This is a genomic window from Sedimentitalea sp. XS_ASV28, from assembly GCF_041224545.1.
Lineage (GTDB): Bacteria > Pseudomonadota > Alphaproteobacteria > Rhodobacterales > Rhodobacteraceae > Sedimentitalea.
Map to the genome: position 1 here is coordinate 1 of NZ_JBGFGP010000047.1, position 16,421 is coordinate 16,421.

19 protein-coding genes are annotated in these 16,421 nt (G+C 61.8%); 6 read left to right on the top strand and 13 right to left on the bottom strand.

The window, feature by feature from the left end:
- Positions 1 to 260: 260 nt before the first annotated feature.
- Both AB9K34_RS01075 and trxB read right to left on the bottom strand, forming a co-directional pair.
- Complete coding sequence (locus tag AB9K34_RS01075; protein WP_369952623.1) at positions 261 to 1,976, bottom strand: bifunctional sulfate adenylyltransferase/adenylylsulfate kinase; 1,716 nt, start codon at positions 1,974 to 1,976, stop codon at positions 261 to 263.
- Between the two features lie 223 nt (positions 1,977 to 2,199).
- Entirely contained in the window at positions 2,200 to 3,144 is a 945-nt protein-coding gene (trxB, locus tag AB9K34_RS01080) for a thioredoxin-disulfide reductase (protein ID WP_369952624.1), read from the bottom strand.
- A 193-nt stretch (positions 3,145 to 3,337) separates the two neighbouring features.
- On the opposite strand from trxB, the gene AB9K34_RS01085 reads away from it, so the two are divergent.
- Positions 3,338 to 3,838 (top strand): Lrp/AsnC family transcriptional regulator, encoded by a 501-nt coding sequence (locus tag AB9K34_RS01085; RefSeq protein ID WP_369952625.1) that lies wholly within the window; start codon positions 3,338 to 3,340, stop codon positions 3,836 to 3,838.
- A gap of 15 nt (positions 3,839 to 3,853) precedes the next feature.
- Here AB9K34_RS01085 and AB9K34_RS01090 read toward each other — a convergent pair whose 3' ends face one another.
- The 4 genes from AB9K34_RS01090 to lgt all read right to left on the bottom strand — a co-directional run bounded on the left by AB9K34_RS01090 (position 3,854) and on the right by lgt (position 7,708).
- Positions 3,854 to 4,639, bottom strand: coding sequence for a Hint domain-containing protein (locus tag AB9K34_RS01090; protein WP_369952626.1), 786 nt, complete (start codon positions 4,637 to 4,639; stop codon positions 3,854 to 3,856).
- A 374-nt stretch (positions 4,640 to 5,013) separates the two neighbouring features.
- Positions 5,014 to 5,769, bottom strand: coding sequence for a peptidoglycan editing factor PgeF (gene pgeF / locus AB9K34_RS01095; protein WP_369952627.1), 756 nt, complete (start codon positions 5,767 to 5,769; stop codon positions 5,014 to 5,016).
- On the bottom strand, positions 5,766 to 6,833 hold the full coding sequence (locus AB9K34_RS01100; RefSeq protein WP_369952628.1) for a class I SAM-dependent methyltransferase: 1,068 nt from the start codon (positions 6,831 to 6,833) through the stop codon (positions 5,766 to 5,768). Before AB9K34_RS01100 ends, pgeF begins: the two co-directional genes overlap by 4 nt.
- A complete protein-coding gene (lgt, locus tag AB9K34_RS01105) occupies positions 6,830 to 7,708 on the bottom strand; it encodes a prolipoprotein diacylglyceryl transferase (protein WP_369952629.1) in 879 nt (292 codons plus the stop codon). Before lgt ends, AB9K34_RS01100 begins: the two co-directional genes overlap by 4 nt.
- A gap of 93 nt (positions 7,709 to 7,801) precedes the next feature.
- Here lgt and AB9K34_RS01110 point away from each other — a divergent pair, with 93 nt between their 5' ends.
- The 4 genes from AB9K34_RS01110 (at position 7,802) to AB9K34_RS01125 (ending at position 10,011) form a co-directional block, all read left to right on the top strand.
- On the top strand, positions 7,802 to 8,056 hold the full coding sequence (locus tag AB9K34_RS01110) for an accessory factor UbiK family protein (RefSeq protein WP_369952630.1): 255 nt from the start codon (positions 7,802 to 7,804) through the stop codon (positions 8,054 to 8,056).
- A gap of 273 nt (positions 8,057 to 8,329) precedes the next feature.
- Positions 8,330 to 8,830 (top strand): YbjN domain-containing protein, encoded by a 501-nt coding sequence (locus tag AB9K34_RS01115; RefSeq protein ID WP_369952631.1) that lies wholly within the window; start codon positions 8,330 to 8,332, stop codon positions 8,828 to 8,830.
- 34 nt (positions 8,831 to 8,864) lie between these two features.
- Entirely contained in the window at positions 8,865 to 9,680 is an 816-nt protein-coding gene (gene proC / locus AB9K34_RS01120; RefSeq protein ID WP_369952632.1) for a pyrroline-5-carboxylate reductase, read from the top strand.
- Positions 9,673 to 10,011 (top strand): tRNA-binding protein, encoded by a 339-nt coding sequence (locus AB9K34_RS01125; RefSeq protein ID WP_369952633.1) that lies wholly within the window; start codon positions 9,673 to 9,675, stop codon positions 10,009 to 10,011. Before proC ends, AB9K34_RS01125 begins: the two co-directional genes overlap by 8 nt.
- A 9-nt stretch (positions 10,012 to 10,020) precedes the next feature.
- Here AB9K34_RS01125 and AB9K34_RS01130 read toward each other — a convergent pair whose 3' ends face one another.
- Positions 10,021 to 10,617: a thymidine kinase gene (locus AB9K34_RS01130; RefSeq protein ID WP_369952634.1), complete on the bottom strand. Its 597-nt coding sequence runs from the start codon at positions 10,615 to 10,617 to the stop codon at positions 10,021 to 10,023.
- Positions 10,618 to 11,032: 415 nt separating this feature from the next.
- Between AB9K34_RS01130 and AB9K34_RS01135 the strand changes: the two genes are divergently transcribed.
- The gene (locus AB9K34_RS01135; RefSeq protein ID WP_369952635.1) at positions 11,033 to 11,509 is read left to right on the top strand and encodes a hypothetical protein; all 477 of its coding nucleotides are present in this window, start codon (positions 11,033 to 11,035) and stop codon (positions 11,507 to 11,509) included.
- Positions 11,510 to 11,634: 125 nt separating this feature from the next.
- Here AB9K34_RS01135 and AB9K34_RS01140 read toward each other — a convergent pair whose 3' ends face one another.
- The 6 genes from AB9K34_RS01140 to AB9K34_RS01165 form a co-directional block, all read right to left on the bottom strand.
- Entirely contained in the window at positions 11,635 to 12,762 is a 1,128-nt protein-coding gene (locus AB9K34_RS01140; RefSeq protein WP_369952636.1) for a beta-ketoacyl-ACP synthase III, read from the bottom strand.
- An 89-nt stretch (positions 12,763 to 12,851) separates the two neighbouring features.
- Positions 12,852 to 13,460 (bottom strand): glycerol-3-phosphate 1-O-acyltransferase PlsY, encoded by a 609-nt coding sequence (gene plsY, locus AB9K34_RS01145; RefSeq protein ID WP_369952637.1) that lies wholly within the window; start codon positions 13,458 to 13,460, stop codon positions 12,852 to 12,854.
- A complete protein-coding gene (pyrC, locus tag AB9K34_RS01150; RefSeq protein WP_369952638.1) occupies positions 13,460 to 14,740 on the bottom strand; it encodes a dihydroorotase in 1,281 nt (426 codons plus the stop codon). Before pyrC ends, plsY begins: the two co-directional genes overlap by 1 nt.
- Entirely contained in the window at positions 14,737 to 14,916 is a 180-nt protein-coding gene (locus tag AB9K34_RS01155) for a hypothetical protein (RefSeq protein WP_369952639.1), read from the bottom strand. The genes pyrC and AB9K34_RS01155 overlap by 4 nt, the downstream gene beginning before the upstream one ends.
- Positions 14,913 to 15,440: a hypothetical protein gene (locus AB9K34_RS01160; RefSeq protein WP_369952640.1), complete on the bottom strand. Its 528-nt coding sequence runs from the start codon at positions 15,438 to 15,440 to the stop codon at positions 14,913 to 14,915. Before AB9K34_RS01160 ends, AB9K34_RS01155 begins: the two co-directional genes overlap by 4 nt.
- Positions 15,437 to 16,384 (bottom strand): aspartate carbamoyltransferase catalytic subunit, encoded by a 948-nt coding sequence (locus AB9K34_RS01165; protein ID WP_369952641.1) that lies wholly within the window; start codon positions 16,382 to 16,384, stop codon positions 15,437 to 15,439. The genes AB9K34_RS01160 and AB9K34_RS01165 overlap by 4 nt, the downstream gene beginning before the upstream one ends.
- Positions 16,385 to 16,421 lie beyond the last annotated feature (37 nt).

A 16,421-nucleotide genomic window follows, 5' to 3' on the forward strand; every position in this document is an offset into this window, starting at 1 on the left:
GTTGCCCCGACAAGCCTCGCTGCGCGATGTTCAAATGACCGAATTTGGAGCCGTCCTGCAGCACGCGAGATTGAGCACTTGCAGAAATTTCCGAGCTGCGAGCGCATGCAGCAAAAAATGAGGATTTCCGCTGTGGGCTCAATCCTTCCATTCAAGGACGGATTGAGCAGCCGCAGCATAGACCGTCTCGCTTGATAGTGGTCCACATAAGAAAGGCCCGGCGTAAGCCGAGCCTTTCCGGATCCTGAGGGTGCGATCGCTCAGCCTGCGATGAGGCCCATGTTTTCGAGTTTGAGCAGAACCTGGTGGGCGCAGTTGTCCACGTCGGTGCCTTCGGTCTCGACCCGCATCTCGGGGTTCTCCGGCACGTCATACGGATCGGAGATGCCGGTGAATTCCTTGATCTTGCCCTCCCGCGCGAGTTTGTAGAGCCCCTTGCGATCGCGGCGTTCGCATTCCTCGATCGAGGTGGCGACATGCACCTCGATGAAAGCACCAAAGGCTTCGATGTCTTCGCGCACGGCGCGGCGGGTGGTGGCATAGGGCGCGATGGGCGCGCAGATCGCGATGCCGCCATTCTTGGTGATCTCGGAGGCCACATAGCCGATACGGCGGATGTTGAGGTCGCGGTGCTCCTTGGAGAACCCCAGTTCGGAGGACAGGTTCTTGCGCACGATGTCGCCATCGAGAAGCGTCACCGGACGCCCCCCCATTTCCATCAGCTTGACCATCAGCGCGTTGGCGATGGTGGATTTGCCCGAGCCCGAGAAGCCGGTGAAGAACACCGTGAAGCCCTGCTGGCTGCGCGGTGGCTTGGTCTTGCGCAGTTCGGCGACAACCTCGGGGAAGGAGAACCATTCGGGAATTTCCAGCCCTTCGGCCAGACGGCGGCGCAGTTCGGTGCCCGAGATGTTGAGGATGGTGACGTTGTCCTTGTCCTCGATTTCGTCATTGGGTTCGTACTGGGCGCGCTCCTGCACATAGACCATGTGTTTGAAGTCGACCATTTCGATGCCCATTTCGTCCTGATGCTGGCGGAACAGGTCCTGCGCATCGTAGGGGCCGTAGAAATCTTCGCCCGCGCTGTTCTTGCCCGGGCCGGCATGGTCACGACCGACGATGAAATGGGTGCAGCCGTAATTGGCGCGGATCAGCCCATGCCAGACCGCTTCGCGTGGCCCGGCCATGCGCATCGCCAGCGGCAGCAGCGACATGGTGGTGGTCGACGCCGGATATTTGTCGAGCACGGCCTCGTAGCAGCGCACGCGGGTAAAGTGATCGACATCGCCGGGCTTGGTCATGCCGACAACCGGGTGGATCAACAGGTTCGCCTGCGCTTCGCGCGCGGCGCGGAAGGTCAGCTCCTGATGCGCACGGTGCAGCGGGTTCCGGGTCTGGAACGCGACCACGCGGCGCCAGCCGAGTTTGCGGAAATAGGCGCGCAACTCGTTCGGAGTATCGCGACGGGCGCGGAAATCGTAGTGTACCGGTTGCTGGATGCCGGTCACCGGCCCGCCGAGATAGACGTTACCCGCCGTGTTGTGCAGGTAGTTGACCGCCGGGTGCGCGTCGTCATCGGCACCGAACACCTTTTCGGCCTCGCGCGATTTGTCGGGCGTCCAGCGGTCGGTGACGGTCATTGTGGCCAGGATCACGCCTTCCTGATCGCGCAGCGCGATGTCTTCGCCGATTTCGAGCGTCTCCGCAAAACCCTCGGACACATCCAGGTTGATCGGCATCGGCCACAGCGTGCCGTCAACAAGCCGCATATTGTCCACGACGCTGTTGTAATCCGCCTCGTTCAGAAAGCCCTTGAGAGGGTTGAATCCGCCATTCATCAACAATTCCAGATCACAGATCTGGCGCGGCGTCAGATCATAGCTCTTGAGGTCGCCCGCCTCAACCTTCAGCTTTTGCGCCGATTCATAAGATACGTATAACTCGGGGATCGGAGCCAGATTGGCGAGCATGGTCATGAGGGGAACTCTCGTTTGCTTGGATAGGGGCGATGACCGGGTACAGCCGGTCGCGCGGGGCATAGACCCGGAGCGTCGGCAATGTCTAGGCGCAGAAATCAATTTTTACAGGTTTGTGCCATTCTGGCGCGGATTTCCGCCCCCGGAGGGCAAAAACTACCGGTTTATGGGGGTCTGTAGTTTGCGGCGCGGGATCGGATGATGCTCCGATCCCGTTTGCATCTCAGCCGTCCTGCTCGGCCAGAAAGCGTTCGGCATCGAGCGCGGCCATGCAGCCCATGCCGGCGCTGGTCACCGCCTGGCGGTATTTGTGGTCGGTCAGGTCGCCGGCGGCGAATACACCGGGCACCGAGGTTTCCGTCGTGCCGGGTTTGACGCTGACATAGCCGCCATTGTGCAGCTCCAGCACGTCCTTGACCAACTCGTTCGCGGGGGCATGGCCGATGGCGATGAACACGCCCTTGGCGGCGATTTCGGTGATTTCGTCGGTTTGCACGTTGCGCACCCGCACGCCCTCGACGCCCAGCGGGTTGTCGGCGCCGATGACTTCCTCAAGCGTGTGGAACCACAAAGGCTCGATCTTGGGGTGTTTCAGCAGACGATCCTGCAGGATTTTCTCCGCCCGCAGTTCATCCCGACGATGGATCAGCGTCACCTTGGAAGCGAAGTTGGTCAGGAACAATGCCTCTTCCACCGCGGTGTTGCCACCGCCGACCACGACAATTTCCTGGCCGCGATAAAAGAAACCGTCGCAGGTGGCGCAGGCCGAGACACCAAAGCCCTTGAACTTTTCTTCGCTGGGCAGGCCGAGCCATTTCGCGCGCGCGCCGGTCGCCAGGATGACGGCATCCGCGATATAGGTCGCACCGCTGTCGCCGGTTGCGGTGAACGGCCGGCTGGACAGGTCGAGAGTGGTGATGATGTCCGACACGATGTCACATCCCATCGCCTTGGCATGCGCTTCCATGCGTACCATCAGATCGGGGCCCTGCACCTCGGTATCGCCGGGCCAGTTTTCGACTTCGGTGGTGGTGGTCAACTGGCCACCGGGTTCGATTCCCTGCACCAGGATCGGTTCGAGCATGGCGCGGCTTGCATAGACCCCGGCGGTGTAGCCCGCAGGGCCGGACCCGATGATCAGAACCTTGGTGTGGCGTGTTTCACCCATGACTTTCCCCAATGCAGCATGATATGTGGACGGCCTGCCCACCGGGTTGCCGATATAGCGACGGACCCCGCCGGCTTAAACCCCCTGAATTCCGGCGAATGACCGGGCACCGGAGTTGTTGCGTTGCGGCGAAATATTATTGCGTGTACCAGTGGCGCTGATATAAGAAATGAAAATTCCGAGGGAGCAGATCATGGTTGCAACACGCCTCGATCCGATTGATCGCAAGATACTGTCGGAGCTTCAGGCAGATGGGCGCATGACAAATGTCGAACTGGCCAAGAGGGTCGGTATTTCGGCCCCGCCCTGTTTGCGGCGTGTCCGCACGCTGGAGGATTCGGGCCTGATTCAAGGGTATCATGCGGATGTGAACGCCCGGGAACTTGGGTTCGAGGTTCAGGTTTTCGCGATGGTCGGACTTGACAGCCAGGCAGAGGCCGAGTTGAGCGCATTCGAGGCGCTGTGCCGCGAATGGCCATTGGTGCGCGAGTGTCATATGCTGAACGGCGAGGTGGATTTCATCCTGAAATGCGTGTCGCCGGATCTGAGCAGCTTTCAGAGTTTTCTGACCGGCGAGTTGCTGACCACGCCGAATGTCGCAAGTGTGAAGACATCGCTGGTCATCCGCGGGGCCAAGGACGAACCGGGGGTTCCCTTTGACATCCTGGAGGAACGTCTGAGCCGCAGCGCCTGACGTTCCCCGCCGGTATCAGGCCATGAGCGCATCGTGGTCGCCATCGCCCGCGCGCGCGTATGCCAGTTCGCCAAAATCGCCAAGTTGCGAGATATGCGGGAAAAGGTCGAGATAGACGTTGCGCATCGTGTGGCTGATGTGGCGCGCGGCGTTTGCGCCGGGATGATAGGTTTCGAATTCAAGTCCCGCAACGCGAATGACCGCGTGGCGGGGCAGGCAGATGTGGAAAAGTTCGACCGGCGTTGGCGGCGCGGTTTCGACGATATTCATGCCATCCTGAAATTCCCGAACGGGGGTCAATATCTGCAGGCCGCCTGAAACCGCCCGCAAATGGCTGGGCGTGTGCAAGATCCGCGCAGACGGGCCGGCGATGACACAGGACATCGGACGTTGCATGCCGAAACTGTCTGCCATGATCCGGGTAAGGCGCAGGTTGCGGCCCTGCGGTCCGGGGCGTCCGGGCACCAGTGTCGTGCTGCCCTTCCAGATCAGCGGCTGGCTCTCGCCGTCTCGGGTCAGGATGCGGTCTCCGGGCAGCAGGTCTTCGACCGAGATTGCGCCGCTTTCGGTTTCGACCATCGATCCGCGGGTAAAGGCGCAAAACGCGTCTTCAAAGATCGGCAGGGCGGGCGCGATATGACGGGTTTCGGCAATATCGCCATTGGGCAAAAGCGAACTGACCTCATAGCGGCGCAGTTGCGGCTTGGGCTGCGCACGCGTCGCGGCGGGGTCGATCAGGGCGCCGGCTTCGGTCTGGACGGCACGGTTCGCAGCGCGCCTAAGCGGGATTGGGAGCGTCATGGTTTCGTAGCCCTTCCTCAAGGTCAAACCTGTGCCGGCCCCCACCGACAACACAGACCGACACAGTTGTGAATTGGTCTGTAATGAACCGATTTTTCCCGGATACGCTTCAAATTGTCAACGAAAGCACGGCATATTTAGTGAATTTGCCTCAATCCACCCCCTACCGAGTGTATTGTTGCCTCGGTTTGCTCACAATCTCGCGGCTTCTTGTCAAATCCACGTTATCACCGTGACAGGGATCCGTCGGGAATATGACGACCCTATGGCGGTTCGCCCTGACGTTGAGTCGCGGGCGACGGATTCGCAGAATCAGTTAGCGCGAACACGGTCGAATTCGAATCGACCGACTTCGCGCGACCCCGCGTCTGACGTCAAAGCCGGATTACCGAGATGAGCCGGCCATAATCCGCATCCTTGTTGTGCACGCTGCGGCGATAGGAAAAGAACCGGTCCTCATCGGAATAGGTGCAATGCCGGGTCCATTCCGCGTGACCGATGCCTGCACAGCGCAAGCGGTGCAGACCAAACCCCTGCAGGTCGAACTGCAACCTGTCGCCCGCACCGTTGGCAAAAAAGCGCGCGTTCCGGGGATCGTCGGCCATGAACGCGTCCATGAATTCAGGTCCTACTTCGTACGCCCGCTGGCTGATTGACGGGCCGATCACCGCCCGCGTGTCCGCGCGCCGCGCGCCCAGGGCCTCCATCGCGTCAAGCGTCGCCTCGAGCACGCCGTCCAGCGCACCGCGCCACCCCGCATGCGCGGCGCCGATGACTCCGGCACCGGCATCGGCGAACAGCACCGGCTGACAATCCGCCGTCAGGATCGACAGCGCGATGCCCGGCGTGGCGGTAACCATCGCGTCGGCGCGGGGCTTGTCCGCGAGCGGCGCATCGACGGTGACCACATCCGGGGAATGGACCTGGTGTACAGAAACCAATGCGTCCGGTTCGACGCCAACGGCCTGGGCGACACGCGCCCTGTTGATCGCAACCATGTCGGCCTGATCGCTGGACCCGATGCCACAGTTGAGACCGGAAAAAACGCCGGAAGACGCACCGCCCCGCCGGGTAAAGAACCCGTGTCTGAGGGGCGCGAGGCTGTCCGCTGTGAGGATTTCCAGTGTCATGGTTCAAGTCCGGGTGGCGGTGCGGCAGTTTCGGGATAGAGACCCAGTGTCTTGAACAGGTTTCCCATTTCGGCGGGATGCGTCAACCGGCGATGCGCGGCAATGATAGTTTCGCGCGCTTTACCTGTCGCGGCGCTGGCGAGCCTTTGCGCGCGCGCGGTGATGCCGAGGCGTTCCAGGAAAACGCCCTGTGTGCTCAGACGGCTATGGGCACAACCGGCCTCGCGGGCGACAGTGGCTATGGCTTCGAAATCGACATGGGCGCTTAGATCGGCGTCGCCGGGCGTGCCGAGAATATCGGTGCTCCGGTGCGCGCGCAGGGCCTGCAGCGTGTCTCCGAGCGAGCGCCAGTCGCCATAATCGACGATCAGAGCCGCACCGCCCTGACCGGCGATTCGCTGAGAGAGCGTGCCAACAAGCGTCGGGATCGCCGGACAGTATTCGACAATATCCCCGTCACTGGTGTCCGCCAGTCGATGCTCCAGCGCGGGCACCGGGGCAGGGTCGGTAAGGCCCAGCACCAGCCGATTCTCCTGCGCACCGACGCGGCGTTCGCGCCAATGCGGGCCGCTCCGGACAAACTGGCGGATCGGCAGAGCATCGAAAAACTCGTTGGCGACCGCAAACAGGGGCCGGTTCGGCAGCGATTGCACGCTGTCATGCCATGTCGGTTCATGGGGCCGGAGCGTTTCGGCCTGAACCTTCCGCAGGACCGGTGATTGCTCAATCAGAGCGATCCGGGCGGCGGCGTGGAACCCGGGTACCGCGCGGGTTGCACGCATCAGGTCGGCCATGAGCGTGCCGCGCCCCGGACCAAGTTCCGCCAGCGTGAACGGGGCAGGGCATCCCTGATCCAACCACGCCTGCGCCAGAGACAGCCCGATCAGTTCGCCAAAGATCTGGCTGATTTCGGGAGCGGTTGTGAAATCTCCCGCCTGTCCGAACGGATCGCGCGTGGCGTAGTATCCGAGCGTGGGATGCAGCAGGCATTCGCTCATATAGCTGGCAAGGCTGATCGGCCCGTCGGCGCGGATGCGCGACAGGATCTGTGCCTCAAGGCTCATGTGGACGGTGTTCTCCGGGCGCGCACGATCAGCCAGACGCCGAGCGCCATCATCGGCAGGCACAGCAACTGTCCCATGGTCAGACCATAGCTGCCCACATGCCACGCAAGGCCGAGCGGATTGCCCGGTTCCACGAACTGGCTGTCCGGTTGGCGGACGAATTCGACCAGGAAACGCGCGAGCGCGTAGCCTGCGAAAAATACGCCTGATACCAGACCGGGGCGTTTGAGCGCCCCGCGCCGATAGACCAGCCACAACAGCAGTGCGCCAAGGATCAGGCCTTCGAGTGCCGCTTCATAGAGTTGCGACGGGTGGCGCGCACAGAGCCCTTCGATGCCGGGGCAGTCCTGTGCGGCGGCGCCGGGAAAGATCACGCCCCAGGGAAGATCGGTCGGCCGACCCCACAATTCGGCATTTATGAAATTCGCCAGCCGCCCCAGCAACAGACCGGGCGGCACCACATGGGCCACCAGATCGGCCATGCTCAGCCGTGGCAGGTTATGGCGGGCGGTATAGAGCCAGGTGGCGATGATGACCCCGAGCAGCCCGCCATGAAACGCCATGCCGCCTTGCCAGACCTTGAGGATTTCGAGCGGGTTTTGCAGGTAATAACCCGGTTGGTAGAACAGAACGAACCCCAGACGTCCACCGATGATGACGCCAATGATGATCCATGTCAGCAGGTCTTCGATCTGGGCCGGAGTTGCCGGCGGTTGATTTGCGGGCCAGAGCGCGGGACGCCGCACCGCCATGACCGCCAGCCGCCAGGCAATCAGTATCCCGAAAATGTAGGCCAGCGCATACCAGCGCAGGGACAGTTCCATGCCGAAGATCGAGATCGAGAACAGTTCGGGAGAGAGGTTGGGAAATTGCATGTCGCCTTCTGACCGTGCGGGCGCGACGAAGTCAACCTTGTCGCGACCGCATCGCTTGCCCATATAGAGGGTAACGCGACACGGAGACGACAGATGCAGACCCGCAACAAGATATTCGACGATATTTCACAGCTGATGACCAATGCGATGGGCGTGGCACAGGGCGCGAAGGGAGAGGCCGAGACGGCCATGAAGTCGTTGCTCGACCGGTGGCTCGCCGATCGCGATCTTGTGACCCGAGAGGAATTTGACGCAGTGCGGGCGATGGCCCAGAAGGCGCGCGAAGAGAACGACGCGCTTTCGGCACGCATTGCCGCGCTCGAAGCGAAAGCGAAAGCGAAAGACTAGCGCGCGCCCAAGCCGGAATACCCGGCCCGGTTTGCACCGACAGGATTGGTGTGGGGATGATTCATCCGTGCCGAACCCGCCAAGATTTTGGCAATATTTACATTCTGTCCACAACTTATTGATGGCTCCCCCCAAATAGGGGGTTGCCAGAAACTGTTATGCGTCGCACCATATATTGTATGAGACCGGGGGATCGCCTCGGCTTGTAGAGCAGTCAGCTAGCGCTTGGGGCGCTGCGTCGCCCCCGCTGCTAGAGATCAGTGAGGTGGCATCATGGCCCTTTCCGAACAGTATCTGGAAGACGACATTCACCCGATTGATATTGTCGAACATATTGCGTCCGATCACGATTGGGATTTCGACCGCATCGGCGACGACCAGATCGCGATGGCCGTCGAGGGACAATGGCGCACCTATTCGATCACGCTTGCCTGGTCTGCCTATGACGAAACCCTGCGCATGGTGTGCACGTTCGAGCTTGAACCGCCGCAGGAAAAACTGCCGGCGCTGTATGAGCTGCTCAACCAGATGAACGATCAGACATGGGCGGGGTCGTTCACCTACTGGGCCGAGCAGAAACTGATGGTCTATCGTTATGGCCTGGTGCTGAGCGGCGGTCAGACGGCGTCGCCGGCGCAGATTGACACGATGATCAGCGCGGCGGTTCTTGGGGCCGAGCGCTATTATCCTGCGGTGCAGCTGATGATCTGGGGCGATCGTAGCCCGGCAGAAGCGATGCAAGTCGCCATTGCAGAGGCTTACGGGCGCGCGTAAACCCTTGCCCTGAACCGGTTGGGAAGGGGCAATCATGGACATGAAAGATGTGACGGACCGCGGGCTGGTCCTGTTGGGGTGTGGCAAGATGGGATCCGCGATGCTGGCCGGTTGGCTGGATGGCGGTCTGCCTGCCGGATCGGTCTGGGTGCTCGACCCGTACCCGTCCGACTGGGTCAAGTCACAGGGCGTGCATATCAACACCGACCTGCCCGCCGAGCCTGCGATCATCCTGATCGCCGTCAAGCCGCAGATGATGGGCGATGCGCTTCCTGCCATCGCGGCCAAGGGCGGCGGCAAGACGATGTTCGTCTCGGTTGCGGCAGGGACGCCGATTTCGGCGCTGGAGGCCATTCTAGGGGCGGATTCTGCCATCGTGCGGGCCATGCCCAACACGCCGGCTGCGGTTGGTCGCGGGATCACGGCGTTGATCGGCAACGCGAGCACAGGCGCCGCTCACCTTGATCTGGCCGAAGGCTTGCTGTCGGCGGTGGGACAGACCGTGCGGCTGGACAATGAAGCCCAGATGGATGCGGTGACCGGAGTCAGCGGCTCGGGCCCGGCCTATGTATTCCATATGATCGAGACCCTGGCCGCCGCGGGCGAAGCACAGGGATTGCCGGCCGACCTGGCGATGAAACTGGCCAAGGCCACGGTGGCGGGCGCGGGTGCCCTTGCCGAAGCCGCAATCGAGGACCCCAGCCAGTTGCGCGTGAATGTCACCAGCCCGAACGGAACGACCCAGGCGGCGCTTGAGGTGTTGATGGATGAAGACACCGGTTTTCCCGCGCTTCTGAAACGCGCGGTTGCCGCGGCGGCGGACAGGTCCAGAGAGTTGGCAAATGGCTGAGATCAGTTTCGACGATTTTCTCAAGGTCGATATTCGTGTCGGAACGGTTCTGCGTGCGGAACCCTATCCGGAAGCCCGGAAACCGGCCATCAAGCTGTGGATCGATTTCGGGGACGATATCGGCGAACGTAAATCATCGGCCCAGATCACCGCACATTATCAGCCTGAAATGCTGGTCGGTAAGCAGGTGATGGCCGTCGTCAATTTTCCGCCGCGTCAGATCGGTCGTTTCATGTCCGAGGTGCTGGTTCTGGGACTACCGGACGCGGCGGGCGAGATCGTTCTGATCGGGCCGGATGGAAAAGTGCCTGTCGGCGGGCGCATGCACTGAAATGCGCTTTCAGGTTCCGCCGGGCTCGATGTCTCCAACGGCCTCGCGCCAATGGCGGCGGCAGAGCGAGACATATGTTTCATTGCCACCGATCTGAACCTGTGCGCCTTCGGTGATTGCATGCCCGTTTTCGTCCTGACGGATCACCATTGTGGCCTTGCGCCCGCAATGACAGATCGTGCGTACCTCGCGCATTTCATCAGCCAGCGCCAGCAGGGTCGCCGAACCGGGAAACAACTCGCCGCGAAAATCGACCCGCAGGCCATAGCACAGCACGGGCAGGCCCAGATCATCGACAACCCGTGCCAATTGCCAGACCTGCGCATGGCTGAGAAACTGCGCCTCGTCGACGAAAATACAGGCAATCGACCCCCGCTTTTGCCGGTTGTCGATCATGGCAAACAGATCATCATCCGGCCCGAAGATGTCAGCCTCGGCGGTGATGCCGATGCGAGAGGCGATGCGCCCGGTGCCGGCACGGTTATCGACGCTGGCGCTCAGAAGGTAGGTTTCCATGCCATGTTCACGGTAGTTGTGCGACGCCTGCAGCAGAAGCGTCGATTTCCCGGCGTTCATGGTCGAGTAGTTGAAGAAAAGCTTGGCCATTCCGCTGCCTAAAGCGTTTCGCGATTAACTTGAAACATCTGGTATCACCTAGCGCGTTGAAATCTTTGATTTCAGGCAGCGTTAGGTGATTCAGGTTTATCGCGAAATGCTATAGCCGGTTTCGCAGCGGTATAGAAGCGGTCCGGTTGCGGGTGCAGGAGCGGCCTGTGTCTCATGGCGGATACGGTCAGCAGAGGGGATGCTGACCGTACTGCGCTTTCAAGGACCGCGGACTTGGTGCGGTCCGCGGCCAACTCTTTAAACACTGCCCATTCGGGCAAAACCTGTTACCCATACCCCCCACTCCGAGAGGTATGGAAAATGTATGACATATGGATTATGAGGGCGGTATGGGAAAACCCTGCTGACATTCCCCGTCAGACGAAAGACATGCGTACCAGTTGGGACCAAGTGAATGAACGAAGCCGGCAGTTACCTGAAAAAACACACGGAATCGTTGATCAAGGATGTAGGCATCGAAGCCGCCTGCCAGATCACGGGAAAGTCAAAGGCGACGCTGGGACGGTATTACTCGGAACATGACGAGCATTCCGATCGCTTCATTCCGGTGGACGCGGTGGCCAAGCTTGAAGCCGAGTCATCCTTTCCGCATGTGACCAGCGCGCTTGCCGAACTCAGGAAAATCACCCTGTCCTATGACGACCGTCATCCCAACACGCCCGATAGCGGTGGCATCAACCATGACGTTATTGCGCTGAGCCAGCGGTTCGCGATGCTGATGTCGGAATATCACCAGTCCATCGAAGACGGTGTGATCAGCATAAACGAAGCCAAGAGGCTCTTGCGCGAGACCCTGATGTTGCAACAGGTCCTGATCGACATGAAGCTGCACCTCGAAGAGGAACAGCGCGGCCAGAACGGCACCGCCTGATCCGCGCTCTCCGGCGCGTGTGACGACTTGCCAGATCCGGCACCCATAGGGTCGCGCCAAAGATATCCGTGATGTCAGGCAGCGTTACGCGATGCCGTCGTTTCGCAAGGTGCTCCGGACCGGTTTCAGGCGTGACGGCGCAACAGAACCGAGCCCACCGAATACCCCGCGCCGAACGAACAGATCAGCCCGTGATCGCCCTCTTGCAGGTCGTCGGAATATTTCGAAAAGGCGATGATCGAGCCGGCAGACGACGTGTTGGCGTAATCCTGAAGGATGTTGGGTTGTTCATCCGGTTCCGGCGTGCGGCCAAGCACCTTGCGGCCGATGAAATCGTTCATCGACTTGTTCGCCTGGTGCAGCCACAGGCGTTTCAGTTCATCGGCGCCGACCCCGTTCGCGGCGATGTGATCGGCGATATGGTCGCTGACCATCGGGACGACCTCCTTGAACACCTTGCGCCCGTTCTGCATGAACTGCATGTCGCGGCGATCCTTCATTCCATCGGGGCGTGAGCGGCGCAGAAAACCGTTGTTGTTGCGGATGTTGTTGGAAAACGCGGTGGCGCAGCGCGTCGACAGGATCTCGAAATGGGCTCCGGTGGCGGTGTCCGTGCTCTCGATCAGCGTGGCGGTGGCGACATCCCCGAAGATGAAATGGCAATCCCGGTCGCGCCATTCGAGATGGGCCGAGCAAATCTCGGGATTGACCACGAGCGCCGCGCGCACCGATCCCGCGCGCACCATGTCGGCCGCGGCCTGGATGCCAAAGGTCGCCGAACTGCATGCGACGTTCATGTCAAAGGCGAAACCCGAGATTCCCAGCAGGTTCTGGATTTCCACCGCGATCGCGGGATAGGCACGTTCCATGTTCGACGCGGCGCAGATCACCAGATCGACGTCATCCGCGCTACGCCCGGCGGCGGCGAGCGCCTTTGTCGCGGCATCCACGCCCATTTCTGCCATCAGCGATGGTTCATCATCGCTGCGCTGGCGGAGCAGCGGATGCATCACCCGGGGATCAAGGATGCCGGTCTTGTCGATGACATGGCGCTGTTCGATGCCCGACGCCTTGACGATGAATGCCTCGCTGGACGGTTCCTTGGCCTCGATCTCACCCGCGGCGATGGCCGCGGCGTGCTCCTCGTTGAACAGCTCGGCATAGGCGTTGAACGCATCGACAAGCTCCGCGTTCGTGATGGTCTGTTCCGGGGTGAACAGCCCCGTGGCGGTGATGGCAGGTGTATGTGTCACGGTGGTGTCCTTCCGGGTTCAGAAGAACTTAGCCACGCCAGGGCCCCGTCACAAGGGGGCAGACCTGCCACGCCCGGCGGGCAGGGCTGCTAGCCCTTCTGGCCGATCCGGCTTTCGGTGCCGGCCCGGATTCGCCGGATATTTTCGCGGTGCCGCCAAAAGACGAGCAGCGTGACCAGAACGCCAAAGATCAGCGTGGTGCCATATCCGAGAAAAACGGCGCAGAGCGTTGACCCGGCGGCCGAGACCAGTGCGCCCATCGAGGACATGCGCGTGACGGCAGCCGCCAGCAGCCAGAGCGCACAGCAGGCCAAACCGACGGGCCAGGCCAGCGCGAGCCAGATACCGATGAAGGTTGCCACACCCTTGCCGCCCCGAAACCCGAGCCAGACCGGATAGCAGTGCCCGAGCATCGCGGCGAGGGCCGCGACCTGAACGGAGTCTTCCGGCGCAAAGGCCCGCGTAATCAGCACTGCTGCGGCGCCCTTGCCCCCGTCGAGCAACAACGTCAGCGCCGCCGCCGTCTTGTTGCCGGTGCGCAGGACATTGGTGGCGCCGATGTTGCCCGAGCCGATCTCGCGCAGGTTGCCGAGCCCCATGAGACGTGCCAGCACCATGCCAAAGGGGATTGAACCAAGGCCGTAACCCACGAACGCCCAGAGGATCAGCTGGGAAATGGAAGAGTCGAGGGGGGGCATCAGTCTCTCCGATAGACCGGTTTCCCGGCAACATAGGTTGCGAGAACCCTACCTTGCATCCGCTGTCCGTCAAACGGCGTGTTGCGGGATTTTGAGTGCAGGGTCGCGCGGTCGAGCACAAAGGGCACATCGGGATCGAACAGCACCAGATCGGCCGGCGCGCCGGGCGCGAGCCGGCCGCTGTCTAGCCCGAGCCGCCGCGCGGGATTCAGTGACAGTGCGGTAAACAATGTCGGCAAGTCGAGCTGGTCGCCATGGTATAGCCGCATGGCCGCAGGGAGCAGGGTTTCCAGCGCCACGGCGCCGCTGGCCGCTTCTTCGAAGGGCAGGCGTTTACTCTCTTCATCCTGCGGGGTGTGCATCGAGCATATGATGTCGATCAGCCCGCTGCGCAGCGCATCGATCACCGCAAGGCGGTCGTCTTCTGAGCGCAGTGGAGGCTTGACCTTGAAAAAGGTGCGATAGTCCGCGATATCCAGTTCGTTCAGCGTCAGGTGATGAATGCTGACCCCGGCGCTGATGTCCAGCCCGTTCCGCTTGGCACGGTCCAGCGCGGGCAGGGCGCGGGCCGTGGTGATCTGATCGGCGTGATAACGTGCGCCTGTCATTTCCAGCAGCGCGATGTCACGGTCCAGCCCCATGCGTTCGGCCATCGGTGACACGGCGGGCAGGCCACGCAGCGACGCAAATTTGCCCGATGTGGCACAGGATCCGGCGGAAAGGCCCGGTTCCTGCGGATGGGCAATGACCAGCGCCCCGCACGCGCGGGCATAGCTCAGCGCGCGGGAAAAGACCTTGGTATTGGTCACGACATGGTCGCAATCGGTAAAGGCCACCGCACCCGCATCCATGAGAAACCCGATCTCGGTCATTTCGCGCCCCTCGCGCCCTTTGGTCAGGGCCGCCATGGGCAGCACGTTGACAGGTGCTGCGGCATTGGCGCGGCGGGTCACGAATTCGAGCGTTTCCGGATTGTCGATGGTCGGCATGGTGTCGGGACGGGTCACCATCGTCGTGACCCCACCTGCCGCCGCGGCGAGCCCGGCAGAACGATAGCTTTCCTTGTGACGCTCGCCCGGTTCGCAGACCTTGACGCCGATATCGACGATGCCCGGCGCGAGGCATCTGCCATGGCAATCGACCGGCTCGACCTCTTCGGGCAGCGCGATCTCGGCCCCGGCGGCGACGATACGGCCGTCACGGACAAGCAAACTGCCCGGGGCGTCGGTTCCGGCTTCGGGGTCGATCAGGCGGGCATTGGTAAACAGCGTGGCGGTCATCGGCGATGCCTTTCGATGGTCGCTATGGTTTCGTCCAGGGTGGCCTGATACCTGATCAGGTGCTTGTCGCCACCCGTGGTGATGACCTGTACGGAAGAGGACATCCCGCGCAGCGTCGCGATCCGGGCGAGCGGGGCAGGGTGGTCGGCGATGAACCCTATCGGCGCATTTGTCATCGGATCACCATGTAGACGAGCAGCGCGACGAGGATCATGACCGCCGCGAATATGCCGCCGCCGATGCGACGGGCGCGGGCACGGGCCTCGCGCGGGGACCGGGGCATGCCGGTATTGGGCCGCGCGCTGCTCGGAACAGGCGCCGGTCGCGCCGTCCAGTCGGTGGGTGTGACCGAATACACGCCGATCGGGACCAGTGCCGCATCGGGATTCAGCGTCATCGCGCGCCCCCCGAACGCACGGCTGTGCAGCAGCAGCACATGACCCGTCACATCCGCAAGGTCAGCGCCAAGCTGGTCTTCGGGAACGGCGTGGCCCTCGGTAAGGTAACCGCGCAATCCGAGATCATCCAGATCGCCGACGGCGAAGATCTCGACATGTTCGGTGTCCAGCCCGCTGACTCCGAGCACGTCATCAAGCGCACCGGCTTCGTTCAGAAACCGGATCTGTTCACGCGGCATATCGAGCGCGAACAGCCGCAGGACGCCGGTTTCCTGCGCGGGTATTGTGAGAAGGTCACTCATGCTGCGCTGGACCTTGCATGGCGCAGGTTGCGGGCCAGCAGCTCCATGGCCGCCATGCGGATGGCCACACCCATCTCGACCTGGTCCTGGATCACCGACCGGTTGATATCATCCGCCAGCGTTCCGTCGATCTCGACACCGCGATTCATGGGGCCGGGATGCATGACGATGGCGTCGAGCTTGGCCAGCGCCAGCTTCTCTTCGTCCAGCCCGTAGCGATGGTAGTATTCGCGTTCTGACGGGATGAACCCGCCATCCATGCGTTCGCGCTGCAACCGCAACATCATCACCACGTCAACATCCGCCAGTCCCGCGTTCATGTCGTCATAGACCTCGACACCGAACTGATCGATCTGCGAGGGCATGAGCGTCGGCGGGCCGATCAGGCGTATCCGGTTCTCTGTCTTGCCCAGAAGCAGAATATTGGAGCGCGCCACGCGGGAATGGGCGATATCGCCGCAGATCGCGATGCTGAGCCGGTGCAGACGCCCCTTGGCGCGCCGGATGGTGAGGGCATCCAGAAGCGCCTGTGTCGGGTGTTCATGCCGACCATCCCCGGCGTTGAGAACCGCGCAATTGACCTTTTGCGCCAGCAGGTCAACGGCACCGGAATGCGGGTGGCGCACAACCAGAAGATCGGGGTGCATGGCGTTGAGTGTCAGGGCGGTGTCGATCAGTGTTTCGCCCTTTTTTATCGAACTGGCCTGCATCGCCATGTTCATCACGTCGGCACCGAGCCGTTTGCCGGCGATTTCGAAGCTGGCCTGCGTGCGGGTCGAGTTTTCAAAGAACATGTTGATCTGGGTCAGACCGGCGAGCACGTCGGAATGTTTGCTGGGGCCCCGGTTCAGCGTCACATAATCATCGGCAAGATCGAGAATTGTGGTGATGTCGTCGGGGCCGAGCTGTTCGATACCCAGCAGGTGGCGATGGTCAAAGGACATGGGCGCTCCGCGTGTTGGCACCTGCCTTATATGTAGC